Raw genomic sequence first — 20,525 nt, 5'->3', positions numbered from 1 at the left:
AATTACTTCTGAGGTCTGAGTGTAGGGAATAAAATCACGTCTCTGATGGTGTGACAGTTTGCAAACAGCATTACCAGTCTGTCGATACCGATACCTTCACCGGCTGTCGGAGGCAGACCGTGTTCCAGAGCGGTAATGAAGTCAGCATCGTAGTACATGGCTTCATCGTCACCGGCTTCCTTCTGTTCAACCTGAGCTCTGAATCTGGCTGCCTGATCCTGAGCATCGTTAAGTTCTGAGAACGCATTACCCAATTCACGGCCGGCGATAAAGAATTCGAAACGGTCGGTAAAATCAGGGTTCTTGTCATTTCTTCTTGCAAGAGGAGAAATTTCAAAAGGATATTCGGTAATGAAGGTTGGATGCTGAAGATTGTGTTCTGCAACCTCTTCGAAAATTGCAGAAATCAGATGACCGAGCTTCCAGGCACTTAAGATTTCGATGTGAAGCTTTTCGGCAATGGCATGAGCACGATCGTAATCTTCGAGGTCTTCCGGCTTAATCCAGTCTGCATACTTAAGAATTGCTTCCTTCATGGTAAGGCGGTCAAACGGCTGTGCGAAATCGAGATCAAGACCTTCTTCACCTTCCTTAGCATAGTGAATCTTGGTAGTACCGAGAACTTCGAGAGCAAGAGTCTTGAACAGATCTTCGGTAAAATCAATAAGGTCATGATAGTCGGCATAGGCCATGTAGAATTCCATCATTGTGAATTCAGGGTTATGTCTTACGTCAATACCTTCATTACGGAAGTTACGGTTAATTTCGAACACGCGTTCAAAACCGCCTACAACCAGTCTCTTAAGGAAGAGTTCAGGAGCGATACGGAGATACATGTCCATATCAAGGGCATTGTGGTGAGTAATGAACGGTCTGGCTGATGCACCGCCAGGGATGGTCTGCATCATTGGGGTTTCAACTTCCATGAAGCCGTGAGAGGTCATGTACTTTCTGATACCGGCAATAACCTTTGAACGGATGATGAAGGTATTTCTTGAACGTTCATTGGAAATCAGGTCAAGATATCTCTGACGGCAACGGGCTTCCTGGTCAACAAGACCCTTGAACTTTTCAGGAAGAGGACGCAGAGCCTTGGTCAGTAATCTGATGTTGGTTACGTGAACTGATAATTCGCCGGTCTTGGTCTTGAACACGCGACCTTCACAGCCGACGATGTCACCGAGATCGTATTTCTTGAATTCTTCGTTGTACTGATTTTCAGGTAAATCATCACGGGTTACGTAGATCTGAATCTTTCCGCCCATATCCTGAAGGGTTGCGAAAGAAGCCTTGCCCATGATACGGCGGGTAAGCATGCGGCCTGCAATCTTAACTACGTGTTTCTCAGCTTCAAGAGCCTCCGGATCTTTATCATCATAAAGGCTGTGTAAATCTGATGAGATGTGATCTCTGCGGAAATCGTTAGGAAAAGCGATACCGTTTTTTCTGATTTCATCTAACTTAGCGAGACGCTGTGCCATTTCATTGTTTAACTCAGAATTCTGAGTCTCAAGCTGATTTTCCATAATTTTTCCTATTGAATTAAAGTCCTGCTTTTAAGCTTTCTCTAATAAATTCCTTTATACCGCCGTCCAGCACAGACACGGTATTTCTGTCTTCATAACCGGTACGCAAGTCTTTTACGCGTGAATCGTCCAGTACATATGATCTGATCTGACTTCCCCAGCCGATATCAGATTTTGAATCTTCAAGGCTCTGCTTTTCTTCCTGTTTCTTACGGAGTTCCAGTTCATAAAGCTTTGCCTTCAGCTGCTTCATTGCCTGTTCCCTGTTCTGATGCTGAGAACGTTCATTCTGACACTGTACTACCGTATTTGTCGGAATATGGGTAATTCTGATTGCGGAATCGGTCTTGTTAATGTGCTGTCCGCCCGCACCTGATGCCCTGTAGACATCAACACGGAGGTCGGCCGGATTGATTTCGATTTCAATCCTGTCATCCACTTCCGGATAAACGAACGCTGAGCAGAATGACGTATGACGACGGTTTCCTGAATCAAAAGGCGACTTACGCACCAGACGGTGAACCCCGGTCTCCGTTCTGAACCAGCCGTAGGCATAAGGTCCGGTAAACTTGATTGTTGCAGATTTGATTCCGGCAACTTCACCTTCCGATATTTCGATAATTTCGCTCTTAAATCCGTTCTTATCCGCAAATTTCAAATACATGCGCATAATCATGCTGGCCCAGTCCTGAGCTTCGGTTCCGCCGGATCCGGACTGAATGTCCATGTAACAGTTGGATGCATCGTGCGTACCGCTGAACATGCGCTTAAACTCAAGTTCCGACAATAGGCTGTCAACTGAATCGAGGACGGAAATCAGCTCCTGATACGCCATCTCATCCTGATCGGTCTTAACCATTTCAAAAAGAACATCACAGTCATCAAAATATCCTGACAGGGTGTCAAAGGTTCCGGTACATGACTCAAGTTCCTGCTTTTCCCTGCTCAGTTCCTGATATCTGGCCTGATCACCCCAGACTTCAGGATTTTCCAGCAAACCCGCAACTTCTTCAAGGCGTTCACGTTTGCTGTCCGGGTCAAAGATACCCCCTGAGGCTGTCGGTGCGATTCTGGTAATCGCTTAATCTGTTTTCAAGAGAGGTTATTTCCAACATACTGCTTCACTAAAGTTTCCAATAAATAAAACCGTCCATCGTGCAAAACACAATGGGTGCTGTATTATACATTTTTTTTATCATTTTTTCGACTTAAATCTCATTTCAGCATGCTTAATTCAGATCCCGATTCGAAGCGGTTCTCCAAAAACACGTCACCGCAGGCATCACGGCCAATTCGGCATGACCACGGAGCATGAAATCATTAAGTGGACGTATGCGGAAAAAACCATACGATTCATGATATAATGCACCGGGATGTGATTTTTAACCGTCACTTTTCCGTACTTAAACGAAAACAGGACACATATTATGTTAAGTAATGATATTACCAATTCCGTTGCGCTTGCCCTCAAAGAGGATTTGGGCGGTGAACTTGATCCTTCTCTTGATATTACGGCTCAGCTGATTCCTGCCGACCGCGTAAGCGATGCCACCGTTATTACCAGAGAAGAAGGCGTATTCTGCGGCAAAGCATGGGTTGACGAAATATTTCATCAGCTCGGTGACCGCGTTACCGTGGAATGGCTCGTCAAGGATGGTGACAAGGTTGCTCCGGGACAGGAACTTTTCCGTCTTCACGGAAATGCCCGTATCATGCTTACGGCTGAACGTACCGCTCTTAATTTCGTACAGACCCTTTCCGGCGTTGCCACTGCCGTTTCCGCATACGTTAAGGAAATGAGAGGCACAAACTGTACCCTTCTCGACACCAGAAAAACAGTTCCGGGACTCCGCACCGCTCTTAAGCATGCAGTTGTTGCAGGCGGCGGTCACAATCACCGCATGGGACTTTTTGATGCGTATCTTATAAAGGAAAACCACATCATGGCATGCGGCGGCATCAGACAGGCCATCGAAACCGCCAGAAAGCTCAATCCCGGAAAAATGGTTGAAGTTGAAGTGGAAAACCTTGATGAACTTCAGCAGGCTCTTGATGCAAACAGTGACATCATCATGCTGGACAACTTTGACATTCCGGCAATGGAAGAAGCGGTAAAAATCACCAATCACAAAGCCAAGCTTGAAATCAGCGGCAACGTAAATCTTTCAACCATTGCAAGATATGCGAAGATCGGCGTAGATTTCATTTCCGTCGGTGCCCTTACCAAGAACGTAAGAGCAATGGATCTGTCAATGAGATTCAAAAAATAGGATTTACCGTCTGAAAACAACACGTTAAACACATTATCAGGGATGAGAACCTTCAGGTTCTCATCTTTTTTTGCGTACATATTCTTACTTAATTCAGATAATCATTGCCAAGAACAAAGAAATTTATATATTTATTGTAAAACTGTACGATAGACATATTTTTTTAGTATAATGTTATCAGACTGTAAAAATTATCTGCAAATTGTAAGAGAGTGGTAATATGTTTTATAAAGTTCTTCTTTACGGTATCATCACAGTTATTTTTGTTGCCCTGTTAGGCAAAATCAACAGCAACACATCACTGTATACTGCCGAAAACAACGCAGTGGAATTCATATTCCCGGTATGGGACTGGGGTCATCCGTGGCTCTATGTTAACGTTGATTCAGCAGGCGTAAGCTTCAAAAAGCCTCACGACCTTCCTTTACGCTTCGCACAGGAAAAGTTTGATGCCCAGAAGACCCGTTCTGATCTGGTATGCCACGAAAAGGGTGAACAAAGCAATGAATGCGAAGAAGAACTCATTGCCCTTGATAATCTGGAAATCAAGCTTGATGAAGCGGAAGCCGAACTTGAAACCCTGATTGAACAGCTTGGAGACGACATCAGGCTCTCCAAGAAATACGAAAAGGATCAGTTCAACTTCTAGTAGTTCCTAAACATAAATATTCAGGAAACCGGTCCGGTTATCATTTAACCGCCGGTTTCTTTTATTTTGTCTGACGTCTCATGAAAATCATTTAATTCATATCAAAACCCCGGTGACACTGATAGTCACCGGGGTTTTCGGATTATTCATCTTTGCGTTTATCTGTCATCAGTATAAACAAACTCAACCCTGTCAGACAGATGGCACACCAGTTCGTACGGAATGGTGTTTACCGACTCCGCAACACACTCAACAGACACACTGTCGGTTCCCCAGAGGTAAACCCTGTCACCTATTTTATCCACGGCACCGGCACCAAGATCAACAAACATCATGTCCATGCATACATGACCTGCAGTTTTAGCTAACCTGCCGTTTATTTCAACCGGAGTACCGCTTGGAACCGCTCTCGGATATCCGTCTGCATAACCCACGGCGACAATGGCCAGTCTGGTAGGTTTTTCACACACCCACGATGCACCGTATCCGACAACATCTCCGGGCTTAAGATCCCTGATGGCAATTATTTCCGATGACAGCTTCATAACGGGACGGAGTCCCATGTCCTTTCCGGTTTTCCCCAGGGTCGGTGAAATCCCGTACTGGGTAATTCCGGGTCTCACGAATTCGGTTGATTTCTCCGGGAAATAGGCACATGCCGCTGAATTAGACAGACACTTAGGTCCGTTCCACCCATCGGTCATTCTTTTCCATTCGGCAAGCTGAAGCTCATTATAATCTTTAAGACTGTCATCATCGGCACAGCTCAGATGAGAAATAATGCCGACAGGCTTTCTGACGCTGGCACAGGATGCAAGACCTGCAGCTGCGGAATCAAGCTCATCCCCGTTAAATCCAAGACGCTGCATTCCCACGTTAACCTGCAGCCATACGGTAAAGCAGTTATCGGAAGAATAGGTTCTGAGGGCATCTATCTGCCACTGAGAATGAACGGTAAACTCCAGAGCATAACGTTCTATGAGATTAAGGTCATCTTCCCTGAAAAAACCGCCGAGCATCAGTATCGGCTTTGTTATGCCGGCATCCCTCAGTTCTATGGCCTCTTCTATTCTGGCTACGGCAAAACCGTAAACGGTATCATTTAATGCCTTTGCACAACGGACACTGCCGTGTCCGTACGCATCAGCCTTAAGCACGCTGTATACTTTACTTTCAGGCAACTTCTGCCTAATCAGATTTACGTTATGTCTCAAAGCACTCAGATCGATCTGAGCCTGCACGGTTTTCATCACTAATCCTATTTATATTTATTATTAAAAACCTACCTGATTACGTCATAACCGCCGATTACACTGTCTGTTCAATATTTGCTTGTGACGTTTCAGTAAATCTTGCGTAATTCCCCTGGAAAAACATGTCAACGATGCCGGTAGGACCGTTTCTCTGTTTACCTATTATTATTTCGGCCTTACCCTTTAAATCAGGATTGTCTCTCTGATATGCCTCTTCTCGATGCACGAACATAATTACGTCAGCATCCTGTTCGATGGAACCGGATTCGCGTAGGTCGGCATTCATAGGTCTCTTATCCTTACGTCCCTTTTCAATGTCACGCCCTACCTGTGCCAGGGCAATTACCGGAATCTGCAATTCCTTCGCCAGAGACTTGAGAATCCATGAAGCCTCACCTATCTGTTCATGTCTGGCTCTGCCGTCATTAGGGAAATTGATACGCTGCAGGTAATCCACCATGACCGCGCCAAGGCCGTTATATTCTCGGCTTAGTCTCTTGGTTATGGATCTTATCTCCTGAGCGCTTACCTGTCCGTCACAGATGAATATCGGCGGATACTTGTAGTTGTTAACCTTGGTAGCCACGGTCAGCATGTTCTTCAAATCCGTTTCATCAAGACGGTATTTCTTTAATTTGTCCATTTCAATGTGAGCCATGGACGCTATAAGTCTGGTGACAATCTCCTTGGCATTCATTTCAATGGAAAATACGAGTACCGGTTTAATTCCCGGATCCGACTTGAATGCCATGTTTTCCACCAGATTCATGCCGAAGGTGGTTTTACCCATCGCCGGTCTGGCGCCCACAATAATCAGCTCGCCACCGTGAAGCCCCGCAGTCATGCGGTCCAGCTCCACATAGCCCGTGGTAACGCCTGTTACCTCAATGTTCTTATTATTGTTTTCCCTGATGTCATTTACGACATCAAAAATTACGGATTTAATGTCCTTCGGCGTATTCTCATCAATACCGGAATTCTCTTCCCCCAGCTTGATGATACTGTTTTCCAAATCATCTCTTATTGAGGAAACGGACTCACCGTTAGGCACATAAAGCTTTCTTTCTACGGAACCGATGAGGTTAAGAATTTTTCTTGCCTGAGACCTTTCGCTTACTATGGTCGTGTAACTCAGGATATCTACCGATACGGGAGGCTTGCTCTGCAGAGAAAGAAGATATGCCTGTCCGCCAACCTTTTCCAACTGACCGCACTGCTTTAATTCACCTGCCAGATTGATTATGTCTATGGACTTGTCGGCCACTGACAGTCTCTGTATCGCACTGTAAATCAGTCTGTGATTTTCACTGAAGAAATCATCAACGGAAATCTTCTGATTCACCAGCTCCAGCTTATTCGGGGTAAGCAGCAGCGAACCGAGAACGGCCTGTTCAGCTTCAAAATCATGAGGCATTCCCAGCGGTTCATTTGGATTGCGGTTAACCCTTCCGTCACTTATGGAATTGTTTCCCGAAACCTTATCCCATTCAGGAGAAGTCGGAGTAAGCGGCATTGGCTGTGTCCCATTCAAAAACATATAACAAAAAATTCATTGTATTATATACCACTTGCCTTCAGAATTTACAGAATCAAGTCAAAATATGCAGGCATCATGCTAATATGTCAGCAACATTAACGGAGGCACAGGGATAACAACAGAACCGTTCAGACAACGATGATACAGGAACAAAAACGTTTGAAGGGAAGTTGGAAGTAAGGAAGATCAGATGGCGCACCCTGAAGGATTCGAACCTTCGACCGCTCGGTTCGTAGCCGAGTACTCTATCCAGCTGAGCTAAGGGTGCTCACAATCGAATTTTAAATGGCGCACCCTGAAGGATTCGAACCTTCGACCGCTCGGTTCGTAGCCGAGTACTCTATCCAGCTGAGCTAAGGGTGCCCTATTTAAAAACTATGTCAAACCTGGCGGTGAGAGAGGGATTCGAACCCTCGATACCCTTTTGGGGTATGCTCCCTTAGCAGGGGAGTACCTTCGGCCTCTCGGTCATCTCACCATCAAGTTTCTTTGTGGGCGTAATTTTACAATGTTCACAGATATTGTCAAGCGGTTAGGTTTAAAAAAACTGATTTTTTTGAATTATTATGTCCGTTTGCAAGTTTTTTAAACAATTTAACGGATTGTTCCGCTTTTTTAATATACCGGAGGCACAACAGGAACATACGTAAATCCGACCGTGGGGAAACTGATGAATTCCTGGGAAACAACACCCTTCCGCATCATACAACCGCAAATTCTTACTGAAAACGGTCAGATGTCCGGAACACGAACTTACTTTGGGAATCACCCCGGAGTAACGGTAAAAACACAAATACCGGAATTAGGGAACGAACACTGTAAACTGTTCACTTGAATCATGTAACTGAAAAGACGGGAAGCGTCAGATGAAAATGGAAATTATAATAAAATACGGATGCTATGGATGTTCCGTAACATCACATATCTTTGAAATGATATCGTTGGAAATGAAACCTACTTATCTGCTGATTTACGAACTTCAGCCTTATCTGAAGATTCTTCAGAATCCTTCTTTTCGATCAGCTCAGAACGCTGAATGCTCACTTCCTTTGGTGCATCAACGCCGATACGAACCTGGTTACCCTTAATGCTTAATACGGTAAGTTTAACATCTTTACCGATTGTTATAGCTTCACCTAAACGTCTTGTTAAAATTAGCATTGTTCTCTCGCTTACATCATGATAGCTTGACTGAAATATCTCACCTTACATCTTATATTCTATATTACCTGTGATTATTTATCCATAAAAAAAGAGTTCCACTTGAAAATAGAACTCTTTTTTATTTTTGTTGCTTATTAAATAAATAATCAGCCTAATCTTTCTTCAAGCCAGAGAGCTACGCTTTCCATGGCCTTTGGCAGACTGGCAACATTGGTACCGCCACCCTGAGCCATGTCAGGACGTCCGCCACCCTTACCGTCAATCTGACTGGCAACATGGTTAACCAGATCACCCGCCTTAACTCTTGAAGTAAGATCCTTGGTAACACCGGAAATCAGGAATACCCTGCCGTCAACAACTGAGGCAAGAACGATAACCGCACTCTTGAGTCTGTTCTTGAGATCGTCGAGAGTGGTTCTCATTTCCTTGACTTCAACACCGTCAAAGGTAGCAATCAGTGTCTTTACTCCGTTGATTTCAGTAACTGAATTCATAAGATCGGATACTGCAGACAGAGCAAGCTTTTCCTTGAGTGCTGAGTTCTCGTGTTCAATTTCACGAACGTGATCGAGAGTTACCTTAACCTTTTCGGTAAGACCGAAGGCTTCGCTCTTTAAGAGTTCCGCACTTCTTCTTAACTCGTTGTTGAGCTTCTGAACATAGCTTAACGCAGCAAGATTGGTAACAGCCTCAATTCTTCTTACGCCGGCGGCAATACCGCTGTCAGAAAGAATCTTGAAGAATCCGATGTCACCTGTTCTGTTTACGTGCGTACCGCCGCACAGTTCACATGAGAAATCACCCATGGATACCACGCGAACCTTCTGCTCGTACTTTTCACCGAACAGAGCCATTGCGCCGGTCTTCTTAGCCTCTTCCAGATCCATAATACTGGTTGAAACATCAAGGTTATCGGCAATTGCGCGGTTCACCAGAACTTCAACTTCCGCAATCTGTTCCTCGGTTAAAGGCTCATTGTGTGAGAAGTCAAAACGGAGACGTTCGGCATTAACTGAAGACCCCTTCTGGTTAACATGAGTACCGACAACCTGACGTAATGCAGCCTGAAGCAGATGGGTGGCACTGTGATGGGCACAGGTCAGTTTTCTGTTTGCGGCATCAACTTCGGCAACAACCTTCATACCAGGTACAAAAGAACCGAGTTCCACCTTACCGATGTGAATAATTGCATTACCGGCCTTCTTGGTATCGCTTACCCTGAAAATGAAATTGTCATCAGCCTTAATCACGCCGATATCACCGGCCTGACCGCCGCATTCCGCATAGAACGGACTTGACTTGAGAACAATTACCCCCTGCTCGTCGGTTGAAAGGGCTTCAGCCTCTTCAACTCCCTTAAAAATGGTCTCGATTTCAGTTTCTTCAGTCAGTCTGGTATAACCGACAAATTCAGTAGTACTCTGAATCTTCAACTGAGAGTTGTAGTCAACCTCAAATGAGCTGGCTTCCTTGGCACGAGCGCGCTGCTTGTCCATTTCGCTGTTGAAGCCTTCAAGATCAATTACGTAACCGGCATCTCTTACCACGTCAGCGGTAAGGTCAACTGGGAAGCCGTAGGTATCGTAAAGCTTGAATACCACATCACCAGGAATTGTTCTTCCTTCACCGAGAGCCTCGAGCTGTTCATTCAACAGGGTAAGACCTCTGTCAAGAGTTCTTATGAACTGTTCTTCTTCCTTCTTAAGGGTCTTTTCAATCAGATCCTTATGGGCTCTGAGTTCCGGATAAGCATCCCCCATAAGCTCAGCCAGTGGGGCAACAAGCTTATAGAAAAACACTTCCTTGGCACCCAGCAGACGGCCGTGTCTGACCGCACGTCTGATAATACGTCTTAACACGTATCCTCTGCCTTCGTTTGAAGGAAGCACTCCGTCAGCAATAAGGAATGAACATGAACGGATATGGTCGGCAATAACGCGAAGTGACTTATTGGTAAGGTCGGTTACTGATAAAACCCTGGCGGTGTTTTCAATAAGATCCTTGAACAGGTCGATTTCGTAGTTTGAATGAACACCCTGCATTACCGCAGCAATACGTTCAAGCCCCATACCTGTATCTACGGAAGGACGAGGAAGCTTATGGAATTCTCCGTCAATGGTACGGTTGTACTGCATGAATACGATATTCCAGACCTCAATGAATCTGTCACCGTCTTCTTCAGGGGATCCCGGAGGGCCGCCCCAGATGTCTGCACCGTGGTCGTAGAAAATTTCGGAGCAAGGACCGCAAGGACCGGTATCACCCATCTGCCAGAAATTATCTGAAGCATATGGAGCTCCCTTGTTATCACCGATTCTTACGATGCGTTCTGCAGGAACACCGATTTCCTTGTTCCAGATATCGTAAGCTTCGTCATCTGTCTGATAAACGGTTACGGTTAACTTTTCAGCAGGAAGCTTTAATACTCCGGTAAGGAAGCCCCAAGCAAAATGGATGGCATCCTTCTTGAAATAATCACCGAAGCTGAAGTTTCCCAACATTTCAAAGAATGTATGATGACGGGCAGTATAACCGACATTGTCCAAGTCGTTATGCTTACCGCCTGCACGAACACATCTTTGAGCAGTAGTAGCGCGGGAATAACTTCTAAGCTCTTTACCCAGGAAAACATCCTTGAACTGATTCATACCGGCATTGGTAAATAACAGCGTAGGATCGTTATGAGGTACTAAAGAGCTTGAACTTACCACCTCATGACCATGCGAATGGAAATATTCGAGAAACGCCTTGCGAATCTCTGAGGTTGTCATGTACATATTAAGCCTTTATTGATTTTTCGTGATAAAAATACTAAATATTTAGTTTGCGTAGATTATATATTTTTTTCCGTATTTTGGCTAATAGAACTACAAAAACTTTTACCGTGCGGATGTGAAGTTTTTCAGTATATGAATATCCGTGCGGTCTGCAGCACTTTCCGCACCGGACAATTATCGGTTCCTGAGACTTTCCGAAACAGCCTGTTTAAGACCGGCAACCGCCTCCCCCTGGCTGAACCCCCTTCTTACGAGAAAAGCAACGGCCTTAAGTCTTTCCTTGTATTCAAGACTTTCCGGATGTTCATACCTGCGAAGCAGTACATCTCTTGCAAGTCCGTTCCAATCAGCGCCAACCTCATCAAGGCAGGATGTAATGAGCTCTCTGGAAAGTCCCTTCATTTTCGCCTCATAAAAAATCCTGAGTCTGCCGTAGCCGTTTCCGACATAATGACGCACAAGCATGTCGGCACATCTGGCGTCACTCTGATATCTAAGTTCCTGAAGTCTCTCAATGACGGCGTTGACTTCATCCTCATCCCTACAGCGGGAGCGCAGTTTTACCGAAAGCTCGTAAGCGGAATAATCCTTTTTAGTCAGAAGCCTGACGGCATAACCGAACGCTTTTTCCAGTGAACTGTCTGTCATAATCAATCCTTTAAAAACAAATCGCCCCGCCTGAATCACGATCAGTCGGGGCTCATGTCTGTTCTGAATTACAGGTCTTCAGGTATTTCGGCAACCTCAAGTTCAGGAGGAAGATCAATGCCGTCCACCGCATCAGACTCATCTGCTGATTCAGCTTCGGCACTTATGGAGAAATCATTATGATTCTTGTAATACTCTCTGATTCTTGCAATCATTTCTTCCTTTACGTCATTGTTTGACTCAAGGTACTTAATCACATTATTCTTGCCCTGGCCAATCTTCTGTCCGTTATAGGAGAACCAGGCACCTGATTTTTCAATGATATCGGTCTTTACGCCAAGATCCACAATTTCACTTTCCATACTGATTCCCTTACCGTAGAGAATCTGGAAATCAGCAGTCTTGAACGGAGGAGCCACCTTGTTCTTAACTACCTTCACCCTGGTTTCATTACCGATGATTTCTTCACCGTCCTTTATTGGAGACCCCTTGCGGATATCCAGACGGACGGAAGCATAGTACTTAAGCGCATTACCGCCGGTAGTGGTTTCCGGGTTACCGAACATTACGCCAATCTTCATGCGCAGCTGATTGATGAACACGCACATGCAGTTCGCCTGCTTGATACTGCCAGTTAACTTACGCAGGGCCTGAGACATGAGTCTGGCCTGCAGACCCATGTGGGAATCCCCCATATCTCCGTCAATTTCAGCCTTCGGTACCAGAGCAGCAACGGAGTCAATAATAATAAGATCAATACCGCCTGAACGGACCAGGGTATCACAGATATCCAGAGCCTGTTCACCGTTATCCGGCTGAGAAACATAAAGATTCTGGATGTTTACGCCAAGCTTTGCGGCATAAACAGGATCCAGTGCATGTTCCGCATCGATAAATGCGCAGCTCTTGCCCTTTTTCTGAGCCTGAGCAATAAGCTCGAGGGTCAGAGTGGTTTTACCTGAACTTTCCGGACCGTAAATTTCAACTATGCGGCCGCATGGAAGTCCGCCTATTCCCAAAGCTATGTCCAATGATAATGAACCTGTAGGAATACTCTCAATGTCAAGCTGCTTGTTGTCCCCCAAACGCATGATGGAGCCCTTACCGAACTGCTTGTTAATCTGATCGATAGCCGCCTGAAGCGCTTTCTGCTTATTATCCTGTTCTGCCTTACTTACTGCCATGGTTAGTCCGCCTTAGTATCTAAATTACCGTCAATATAAAAAATCTATGGATTAAGTATAGTTTTACTCTCAAAACATGTCAATAATTATTTTTGTTTTGCGTATATTTTTTATTTTATCATCTCTTCCCGCCGTTCTGCGGAATTATCCCGGGGATCAGCCTCCGTATCTGTCGGTAATACATCCCCACGATGCTCTATTGTTATTGCTATTTGCAAAAAAGTCCATTTCCCTAAAAAAATGATTATCCGTTTTGAGATCAGTTCAGTTAAAAATGTCTTTTTCTGGTTTTACGTATGTGCGGAAATTTTTTCAAGAAGCCTTCTGAATGCCTCCGCAACAGTACAAAGTCTCACCTCCTGACGGTTTCCGTCAAAATGGTGACATTCCGTCTCCACATATCCGTCCGGATAACACCAGGCCATCCACACCGTTCCGACCGGCTTTTCCGGCGTTCCGCCGGTAGGACCGGCAATTCCGGAAACAGCCACACCTACCGTTGCCGCAGATCTTTCAACGGCTCCGCGAACCATTTCCTCAACGGTCTGCGAGCTGACTGCTCCGTGCCGTTCAAGCGTATCGGAAGAAACCCCGAGCATTTCCATCTTTGCTTCGTTGGTGTACGTAACAAACGCCCGATCAAACCATTCTGAAGAACCGCTTATGTCCGTGATAAAAGCGCTTATCAGTCCGCCCGTACATGATTCAGCAGTACACATGCTGATTCCCAAATGCTGCAGCACCCTGCCAAGATCTGCCGACAGCTTAAGAATTTCCGTTACCTGATTTTCTGACACCGTACTCAAACTTAATACCTCTTAATTTTTTGGTTTGTTTTGAATTATGATAAACTATTGGCTCAATTATTTAAGCTGTAATTTCTCTTTTTTAATCGTAAATCAACATATAAAACAATGGTCACTTCATCCAATAATGCAACGCCGCTGATGCAACAGTATCTGTCCGTAAAAAGCCAGTATCCTGAAACCCTTCTGCTTTACAGAATGGGCGACTTTTATGAAACATTTTTTGATGACGCCAAAAAAGCGGCGGAAATTTTGGATATCACCCTGACCAAGCGCGGAACCTACAACGGCGAACCAATACCAATGGCCGGCGTTCCCTTCCATTCTGTGGACAACTATCTTGCCAGACTGATTGAACACGGCGAAAGCGTGGCCATCTGTGAACAGATTGGCGATCCGGCCACCGCCAAGGGAATTGTTGAAAGAAAGGTAACCCGCATAATAACTCCGGGAACAGTTACGGATGACAACCTTCTGGCGGAAAGAAAGGACAACTGCATTGTATGTGTATGCAGTGATCAGCTTACATATGCCGTGAGCTACATAAATCTGAGTTCCGGAGACTTCTACTGCTATGAGGCGGAAACGCCATCCGCCTTTGAATCCATTCTGCAGCGACTCCGTCCGGCGGAACTGCTCTATTCGGAAAATTTCAAATCCCCGGAGCTGCTGTCATCATATAACGGACTGCGCCGCAGACCCGTATGGGACTTTGACTACGAAACAAGTCTTAAAAAACTGTGCCGTCAGTTCGGTACCAGAGACCTGTCGGGCTTCGGTCTGAACGGAATCTCCATCGGCATCTGCGCAGCAGGTGCCCTGCTGAGTTACGTAAGCGAAACCCAGAAGACGACATTACTTCACATAACTTCTCTTAAAACGGAATCCGACAGCTCGTACGTATACCTTGATGCGAACTCTCAGCGAAATCTGGAGCTTGTTGAAAATCTTCAGGGCGGACAGACCCACACCCTGGCCTCGGTTCTGGACAGATGCGTAACCCCAATGGGCTCCAGAATGCTCAAAAGGAACCTGTTGCAGCCGCCCAAGGATCTGCATGTTATCGCCGGCAGACACGATCTCATTGCCGAGTTCATTGAAAACAGCGCTGTTGCCACCCTCTCCGAACAACTGAAGGAAGCCGGAGACCTCGAAAGAGTAACGGCAAGACTTGCACTGAAGAATCTGAGACCGAGGGACCTGTGCAAAATCAGGGCCGCACTCCGGATGCTCCCTGAACTGAAAAAACTCATGATGACATTCGGCGGAAAAACTGCATCCTACGGAGAAGCCATCCCGACCATAAACGAACTCGCCGATCTGCTTCTCAGAGCCATAAGGGAAAACCCGCCGATAGTCATTAGGGAAGGCGGGGTTATAGCCGACGGATACAGTGAGGAACTCGACTACCTGAGGCAGCTCACGGACGGTGCCGTGGACATTCTCAAAAAGGTGGAGGAAAGAGAAAAGCAGAGAACGGGCATCACCACCCTCAAAGTGGATTATAACCGTGTTCACGGATACTACATAGAAGTCACCAAGGCCAACGCTGATGCGGTACCTGACGACTATATCCGCCGTCAGACCCTGAAAAATGCCGAAAGATACATTACTCCGGAACTTAAGGAATACGAGGAACAGACCCTCACTGCCCAAAGCAGGGCTCTTGCACTTGAAAAGAAACTTTACGACGAGCTTCTGGACAGCGTGCTTCCTTATCTGAACACGCTGACAGACATCTCCAGAAAACTTGCAAACCTGGACATGATTCTCTCATTTGCCTCCGTCGCCGAACAGAATTACTACGTTCGTCCGGAATTCACTCCTTCAAGAGATTTGTGTATTGAACGCGGCAGACATCCGGTAATAGAACAGGTAATGAACAATCCGTTCATAGCCAACACGTCATCGCTTGATGATAACTCCACCCTGCTGCTGATTACCGGACCAAACATGGGAGGTAAATCAACCTACATGCGTCAGTGTGCACTTATTACACTGATGGCTTATGCCGGCTCATTTGTTCCCGCACACAAAGCAGTCATCCCGGATGTTGATAAAATATTTACCAGAATAGGAGCCAGTGATGATCTGGCTTCGGGCAGATCCACCTTCATGGTTGAAATGACCGAAACCTCATCCATCATCAATCAGGTAACCAGCAAAAGTCTGGTGCTCATGGATGAGATAGGCAGAGGTACCAGCACCATTGACGGCATGTCACTGGCATGGGCCGTAGCCGAATACTTTGCCAAAAAAAGATGTTACACACTGTTCTCAACCCATTACTTTGAGCTGACCGAACTTGCCAATACCTTTGCCAATGTCCGCAATGTTCATTTCGGGGCCCAGAAGAGCGGGGACAGCATTATCTTTCTACATAATGTCGAGGACGGTGCGGCCACCAGCTCATATGGTCTCGAGGTTGCGGCTCTGGCCGGTATTCCGAACACCATAATATCTCTTGCAAGGAAACGCATGAGATCCTTCACTACCGAGCATCTCACCGCCGAAGGGAAAAATGCTGAACAGGAAAGTTCTGAAGACAGGCTGCCTCCTGAGGTTGAAGACATCATCAGCACACTGAAATCACTTCATCCCGACACCATGTCGGCAAGAGATGCGCTTAATCTCATTTATGCCATGACAGACAAGATTAAGGATATGCAGTAAAAACAGGATCTTAAAATCAAAGCGGAGGCATCAGATATCTGAGGCCTCCGCTTTCTGAATACCGCCAAAGAAAAATATCTATCCATGAAACTCTGGTTATTTCTTAGGGAGATAACTTAACGGATTTACGGATTCTCCGTTGTGTCTTATTTCAAAATGCAGTCTTACCGATTTGGCATCCGTACTTCCCATTCTTGCTATCACCTGACCTGATTCAACCATCTGACCTTCAGCGACAAGAATGGCATCATTATGTGCATACGCAGACAGATAATCATCGTCATGATTGATAATGATTAGGTTTCCGTAGCCTCTTAAGGCATTACCGGCATATACAATCTTCCCCTTGGCCGCACTTCTGACAGAGTCACCGCGATTTCCGGAAATATCAATACCCTTGTTGTTTCTGCTGTAGCCTTCAACAATCTTACCGTTGTACGGCCACCTCCAGTTTACCTTGGCATTGTTTCTGGCAACGTTCTGATACTTTGAAGAGGAAGCTGATGAGGACTTGCCTCCTGTTGCCGCAGAAGATGATGCCGCCGTTCCTGATGAAGTCAGTGACATAGCAGGAGCGGATGAACCGGTTCTTTTTTCCGGTGTGGTCTTTGACGCCGTCTGCTGTTTTGAAGCAGATACAGGCTGAGATGAAGCTATCCTACCCTGATTAACGTTCTGAACCGATGAGTTAACGGTTTTCTTACCAACCACCAGCACCTGTCCGATTCTGATGTTAAAGCTTTTATCTATCCCGTTCATGGACGCCAGCTGGGCAGGAGTCAGATCGTAGCGTTTGGAAATATTGTAAACAGTATCCCCTTTCACGACACGGTACAGCTTCCGTTCCGATCTGACGGAGTCCGTAAGCAGCCTCTGTCCCACATTTATGGTATAAGGAGCTTTTATGCCATTAATAAGAGCCAGTGTCTGGTAATCCATATTATTTGCAAAAGCAACGGAATACAGGGTATCACCAGGCTTAACGATGTAATACCCCGCAGCTGATGCAGAGTTCCTTACCTGATTCTGTGAAACACTCTGTTTTCTGTAGGCTGTTTTGGTCGCACGGGAAGGAACCTGCTTTACACCGGTGAGATCAGACGGTGAATACGGACGGTCCGAAGTGGCACAGCCGACACTCACAATCAGAAAAATAACGGATGCACATAAACAGTAATTTGTTTTCATAGAAGCTTAATTTCCAGAAACAGAATACCAAACAATACCAATCAGAACAGCTGCCACCGTCAGCCATCCTATTAAATCTATATACTTACGAATCTTCTGGGCCAGTCTGCTGCCTCCGAGCTTCAGCAGCATGGCTATGAGGTAAAATCTTGCACCTCTTCCCAGCATGGAAACCAGAATAAACATCCATATCTGCAGCTGCCATGACGGAATATTCAGATTATGATTTGCCGCAGCCAGACCACAGCATATTGCCACCACCTTGTAAGGAACCGGCGTAAAAGATCCGATTACTATGAAAAATATACCGAATCTGGTCAGATACTCCTGAACCTTGCTGAAGGTATCAGTCCAGCCGAGTGTATCGAACAGTCCGGCAAGGTACAGCTCATAGAGATAGTACCCTACATAATAACCTGCAACAGCTCCGACTACTGATGACACTGTAGCATAAAAAGCATATCTGTATGATTTTTCCGGCTTCGCCAGACACATTGGGGCCAGCATGATATCCACAGGAATCGGCCAGAAAATGGATTCAATAAAGCTGTTTCCGGTTAAAAACCAAACGGCATATCTGTGTCGTGCAAGCTCTATGCATTTATCATAGATTTTTTCAAACAATTTCATTATCAGTAAACCTTTGAAATCCATCCGGACAGATCATCAAGAACCTGATAGGCTGTTAGATCTATGTGCAACGGAGTAACCGACACGTATCCTTCGGAAACGGCATATATATCGGTATCCTCAGCTTTGTCCAGGGCCTCTGCCTGAGGACCTATCCAGTATATCGGATGACCGCGCAAATCCTTTTCCTCAATGACACTTTCCGAACTCATTCTTCTTCCGAGTCTGGTTACCCTTACTCCTCTTATGGCAGATAATGGCAAATCAGGAACATTAATATTCAGGATTCTGTCTGACGGAATCGGACATTCGTCTATTCTCTCGATTATTCTGCTGACAACAGCAGCTGCAGTATCGTAATGAACACTGCCGCAAAGTGAAACCGCTATTGCCGGCAGTCCCAGATTTCTGCCCTCCACTGCAGCGGCCACGGTTCCGGAATATATCACGTCATCACAGAGATTCGCACCGTTGTTTATTCCAGACACCACAATATCCGGTTTGCTTGGAAGAAGGCTGTTGACCGCCAGATAAACACTGTCCGTAGGCGTCCCCTTCACGGCCAGATAATCTTCCTTGTTGATTTTCTGGATCCTCAGCGGATACTCAAGCGTCAGTGAGTGACTGGCCGCACTCTGATTACGGTCCGGAGCCACTACGGTAACCTTATGCCCCGCTTTTTTCAGATGGGCATACAGAACATCAATGCCTTCGGCATAAACTCCGTCATCATTGCTGATAAGAATATTCAGAGGTCTCATGTTACTTTTCCAGAAGAGCCACGGCTTCCACGGCGATACCTTCCTTTCGTCCCACAAAACCCAGCTTTTCGGTAGTGGTGGCCTTTACGTTTACGCAGTCCTGCTCAACCTGAAGATCTGCAGCAATATTGGCACACATCTGCTTTTCATGTACGGCAATCTTAGGAGCCTGGGCAAGAACGGTAATATCAACATTTACGATGCGGTACCCTAATTCATGCACTCTCTTAACAGTGTCACGAAGCAGAATTCTGCTGTCAATGCCCTTGAAGGCATCATCATTGTCAGGGTACAGCCGACCTATATCTCCAAGAGCGGCGGCACCGAGAATGGAATCAGCCAGTGCGTGAAGTACCACGTCTCCGTCTGAATGTGCAATCAGTCCCTGTTCATAATCAATTTTCACGCCGCCAAGGGTTACAGGCCCCTCTCCACCGAATTTGTGAACATCAAATCCATGACCAATTCTAAACACTTTTACCACCTGTTATTAAGTTTTAAGAAAAATTCAGCAAGCTTCATGTCAAAAGGCTCAGTGACCTTTATGTTGGAGGCCTGCCCCACAACCGCTTTGGGAGAAAAACCGGCGCTCTCCATGGCAGATGCCTCGTCGGTAAGCACAATTCCTGATGACACAGCCTTTTCATAGGCACTTATAAGACTTTTCCTGTTAAAAAGCTGAGGTGTAAGGGCATGATACAGCCGTTCTCTTGATACTGTGGATATGATTGAATTATTCTCATCAGTTCTTTTCATTGTATCAGCAACCCTGGACACCAAAATAGCCCCGTTTTCGTTACAGCCGACGTTTATCAGGTTTCTGATGTCATCGGGCAGTACACACGGTCTTGCGGCATCATGAACCATTACATATTCAGACCGGGCATAATGCAATCCGTTCAGTACGCTGTTAATTCTCTCGGCACCGCCGAAGCATACCTTTATGCGACTGTCATTCTCAAGGCCGAGCTCCTTAAATCTCTCATCATCTCTGCCTATAACCACGATTATATCGGAAACAACGTCAGTCATTTCCATAAAAACGGAAACAGTCCTTTCCAGAATGGTTTTATCTCCAAGCTTAAGATACTGCTTCGGGAATCCCGCATTCATTCTTTTACCCACACCGGCAGCGGGAATTACAACATCAAGTTTCATTTTACCTGTTCTCTACTCCTGTCACCTGATAAAAAGTCTCACCTTCTTTTATCATTCCCAGATCGGAACGGGCAATATCCTCAATGATGTCCAGATTGGTGTTATCTCTCAGATTATCAATGTCCTTTTGAATCATATCATTCTTTTCCTGAAGAACGCGGGTATGATTCTGGGTTTTAATCAGAGAATTTTCAATCTGTAAATTTTGATGATAGCCGTTATGACCACTGATGTAGCTGTATACGAGATAAGCGATAATGGCTGTCAGAATTATTTCAATAAATCGCATGGTTTCCGTTCC

The 20,525-nt window shown here is 45.6% G+C and carries 18 protein-coding genes and 3 tRNA genes; 3 read left to right on the top strand and 18 right to left on the bottom strand.

Annotated elements, in window-relative coordinates:
* Positions 1-2 precede the first annotated feature (2 nt).
* Together lysS and prfB are read right to left on the bottom strand one after the other, a co-directional pair.
* Positions 3-1,526: a lysine--tRNA ligase gene (lysS, locus tag QZU58_RS02390; protein WP_294461166.1), complete on the bottom strand. Its 1,524-nt coding sequence runs from the start codon at positions 1,524-1,526 to the stop codon at positions 3-5.
* Between the two features lie 16 nt (positions 1,527-1,542).
* Positions 1,543-2,641, bottom strand: a protein-coding gene (prfB, locus tag QZU58_RS02385) for a peptide chain release factor 2 (RefSeq protein ID WP_294461163.1) whose coding sequence is annotated in 2 segments (ribosomal slippage) — positions 1,543-2,565 and positions 2,567-2,641 — 1,098 coding nt in all. Because the reading frame shifts where the segments join, the coding sequence is not laid out codon by codon here.
* A gap of 312 nt (positions 2,642-2,953) precedes the next feature.
* Between prfB and nadC the strand changes: the two genes are divergently transcribed.
* On the top strand, positions 2,954-3,796 hold the full coding sequence (nadC, locus tag QZU58_RS02380; RefSeq protein ID WP_294461161.1) for a carboxylating nicotinate-nucleotide diphosphorylase: 843 nt from the start codon (positions 2,954-2,956) through the stop codon (positions 3,794-3,796).
* 220 nt (positions 3,797-4,016) lie between these two features.
* A complete protein-coding gene (locus tag QZU58_RS02375) occupies positions 4,017-4,445 on the top strand; it encodes a hypothetical protein (protein ID WP_294461160.1) in 429 nt (142 codons plus the stop codon).
* Positions 4,446-4,603: 158 nt separating this feature from the next.
* Here QZU58_RS02375 and alr read toward each other — a convergent pair whose 3' ends face one another.
* From alr to QZU58_RS02325, 10 genes are all read right to left on the bottom strand, one after another.
* Positions 4,604-5,695 (bottom strand): alanine racemase, encoded by a 1,092-nt coding sequence (alr, locus tag QZU58_RS02370; protein ID WP_294494471.1) that lies wholly within the window; start codon positions 5,693-5,695, stop codon positions 4,604-4,606.
* A gap of 58 nt (positions 5,696-5,753) precedes the next feature.
* The gene (dnaB, locus tag QZU58_RS02365; protein WP_294461154.1) at positions 5,754-7,211 is read right to left on the bottom strand and encodes a replicative DNA helicase; all 1,458 of its coding nucleotides are present in this window, start codon (positions 7,209-7,211) and stop codon (positions 5,754-5,756) included.
* Positions 7,212-7,426: 215 nt separating this feature from the next.
* Positions 7,427-7,503 (bottom strand) — tRNA-Arg (locus QZU58_RS02360).
* A gap of 18 nt (positions 7,504-7,521) precedes the next feature.
* Positions 7,522-7,598 (bottom strand) — tRNA-Arg (locus QZU58_RS02355).
* Between the two features lie 24 nt (positions 7,599-7,622).
* Positions 7,623-7,713: transfer RNA gene (locus QZU58_RS02350), tRNA-Ser, on the bottom strand.
* A 476-nt stretch (positions 7,714-8,189) separates the two neighbouring features.
* Positions 8,190-8,396: a carbon storage regulator CsrA gene (csrA, locus tag QZU58_RS02345; protein WP_294462356.1), complete on the bottom strand. Its 207-nt coding sequence runs from the start codon at positions 8,394-8,396 to the stop codon at positions 8,190-8,192.
* A gap of 149 nt (positions 8,397-8,545) precedes the next feature.
* Positions 8,546-11,176 carry an alanine--tRNA ligase gene (gene alaS / locus QZU58_RS02340; RefSeq protein WP_294494468.1) on the bottom strand — a complete coding sequence of 877 codons (2,631 nt, stop codon included), beginning with the start codon at positions 11,174-11,176 and terminating at the stop codon, positions 8,546-8,548.
* A 174-nt stretch (positions 11,177-11,350) separates the two neighbouring features.
* A complete protein-coding gene (locus QZU58_RS02335; protein ID WP_294494465.1) occupies positions 11,351-11,824 on the bottom strand; it encodes a regulatory protein RecX in 474 nt (157 codons plus the stop codon).
* 68 nt (positions 11,825-11,892) lie between these two features.
* On the bottom strand, positions 11,893-13,008 hold the full coding sequence (recA, locus tag QZU58_RS02330; protein WP_294494462.1) for a recombinase RecA: 1,116 nt from the start codon (positions 13,006-13,008) through the stop codon (positions 11,893-11,895).
* Between the two features lie 290 nt (positions 13,009-13,298).
* Positions 13,299-13,805, bottom strand: a complete 507-nt coding sequence (locus QZU58_RS02325) for a CinA family protein (RefSeq protein ID WP_363174810.1) — start codon at positions 13,803-13,805, stop codon at positions 13,299-13,301.
* 117 nt (positions 13,806-13,922) lie between these two features.
* Here QZU58_RS02325 and mutS point away from each other — a divergent pair, with 117 nt between their 5' ends.
* A complete protein-coding gene (gene mutS, locus QZU58_RS02320) occupies positions 13,923-16,487 on the top strand; it encodes a DNA mismatch repair protein MutS (RefSeq protein ID WP_294494457.1) in 2,565 nt (854 codons plus the stop codon).
* Between the two features lie 96 nt (positions 16,488-16,583).
* On the opposite strand, the gene QZU58_RS02315 is transcribed toward mutS, so the two are convergent.
* The 6 genes from QZU58_RS02315 to QZU58_RS02290 are packed head-to-tail and all read right to left on the bottom strand — an operon-like array spanning position 16,584 to position 20,513.
* Positions 16,584-17,675 carry a peptidoglycan DD-metalloendopeptidase family protein gene (locus tag QZU58_RS02315; RefSeq protein ID WP_294494454.1) on the bottom strand — a complete coding sequence of 364 codons (1,092 nt, stop codon included), beginning with the start codon at positions 17,673-17,675 and terminating at the stop codon, positions 16,584-16,586.
* A 6-nt stretch (positions 17,676-17,681) separates the two neighbouring features.
* Positions 17,682-18,305, bottom strand: a complete 624-nt coding sequence (locus QZU58_RS02310; protein ID WP_294494452.1) for a YqaA family protein — start codon at positions 18,303-18,305, stop codon at positions 17,682-17,684.
* Positions 18,306-18,307: 2 nt separating this feature from the next.
* Complete coding sequence (gene surE / locus QZU58_RS02305) at positions 18,308-19,057, bottom strand: 5'/3'-nucleotidase SurE (RefSeq protein ID WP_294463320.1); 750 nt, start codon at positions 19,055-19,057, stop codon at positions 18,308-18,310.
* Positions 19,058-19,067: 10 nt separating this feature from the next.
* Complete coding sequence (gene ispF, locus QZU58_RS02300) at positions 19,068-19,541, bottom strand: 2-C-methyl-D-erythritol 2,4-cyclodiphosphate synthase (RefSeq protein ID WP_294463315.1); 474 nt, start codon at positions 19,539-19,541, stop codon at positions 19,068-19,070.
* A gap of 2 nt (positions 19,542-19,543) precedes the next feature.
* Complete coding sequence (ispD, locus tag QZU58_RS02295; protein ID WP_294463317.1) at positions 19,544-20,224, bottom strand: 2-C-methyl-D-erythritol 4-phosphate cytidylyltransferase; 681 nt, start codon at positions 20,222-20,224, stop codon at positions 19,544-19,546.
* 1 nt (position 20,225) lies between these two features.
* Positions 20,226-20,513, bottom strand: a complete 288-nt coding sequence (locus tag QZU58_RS02290) for a septum formation initiator family protein (RefSeq protein WP_294463318.1) — start codon at positions 20,511-20,513, stop codon at positions 20,226-20,228.
* Positions 20,514-20,525 lie beyond the last annotated feature (12 nt).

Origin of the sequence: uncultured Ruminobacter sp. (assembly GCA_902764345.1) — a bacterium.
Taxonomy (GTDB): domain Bacteria; phylum Pseudomonadota; class Gammaproteobacteria; order Enterobacterales; family Succinivibrionaceae; genus Ruminobacter.
The sequence above is the reverse complement of the archived record's forward strand: the minus strand, read 5'-3'. Positions and strand labels throughout refer to the sequence as shown.

Excerpts from the sequence above, each read along its gene's own strand:
- lysS (WP_294461166.1), bottom strand. The coding sequence starts at position 1,526 with ATGGAAAATCAGCTTGAGACTCAGAATTCTGAGTTAAACAATGAAATG.
- nadC (WP_294461161.1), top strand. The coding sequence starts at position 2,954 with ATGTTAAGTAATGATATTACCAATTCCGTTGCGCTTGCCCTCAAAGAG.
- QZU58_RS02375 (WP_294461160.1), top strand. The coding sequence starts at position 4,017 with ATGTTTTATAAAGTTCTTCTTTACGGTATCATCACAGTTATTTTTGTT.
- alr (WP_294494471.1), bottom strand. The coding sequence starts at position 5,695 with ATGAAAACCGTGCAGGCTCAGATCGATCTGAGTGCTTTGAGACATAAC.
- dnaB (WP_294461154.1), bottom strand. The coding sequence starts at position 7,211 with ATGCCGCTTACTCCGACTTCTCCTGAATGGGATAAGGTTTCGGGAAAC.
- csrA (WP_294462356.1), bottom strand. The coding sequence starts at position 8,396 with ATGCTAATTTTAACAAGACGTTTAGGTGAAGCTATAACAATCGGTAAA.
- alaS (WP_294494468.1), bottom strand. The coding sequence starts at position 11,176 with ATGTACATGACAACCTCAGAGATTCGCAAGGCGTTTCTCGAATATTTC.
- QZU58_RS02335 (WP_294494465.1), bottom strand. The coding sequence starts at position 11,824 with ATGACAGACAGTTCACTGGAAAAAGCGTTCGGTTATGCCGTCAGGCTT.
- recA (WP_294494462.1), bottom strand. The coding sequence starts at position 13,008 with ATGGCAGTAAGTAAGGCAGAACAGGATAATAAGCAGAAAGCGCTTCAG.
- mutS (WP_294494457.1), top strand. The coding sequence starts at position 13,923 with ATGGTCACTTCATCCAATAATGCAACGCCGCTGATGCAACAGTATCTG.
- QZU58_RS02315 (WP_294494454.1), bottom strand. The coding sequence starts at position 17,675 with ATGAAAACAAATTACTGTTTATGTGCATCCGTTATTTTTCTGATTGTG.
- QZU58_RS02310 (WP_294494452.1), bottom strand. The coding sequence starts at position 18,305 with ATGAAATTGTTTGAAAAAATCTATGATAAATGCATAGAGCTTGCACGA.
- ispD (WP_294463317.1), bottom strand. The coding sequence starts at position 20,224 with ATGAAACTTGATGTTGTAATTCCCGCTGCCGGTGTGGGTAAAAGAATG.
- QZU58_RS02290 (WP_294463318.1), bottom strand. The coding sequence starts at position 20,513 with ATGCGATTTATTGAAATAATTCTGACAGCCATTATCGCTTATCTCGTA.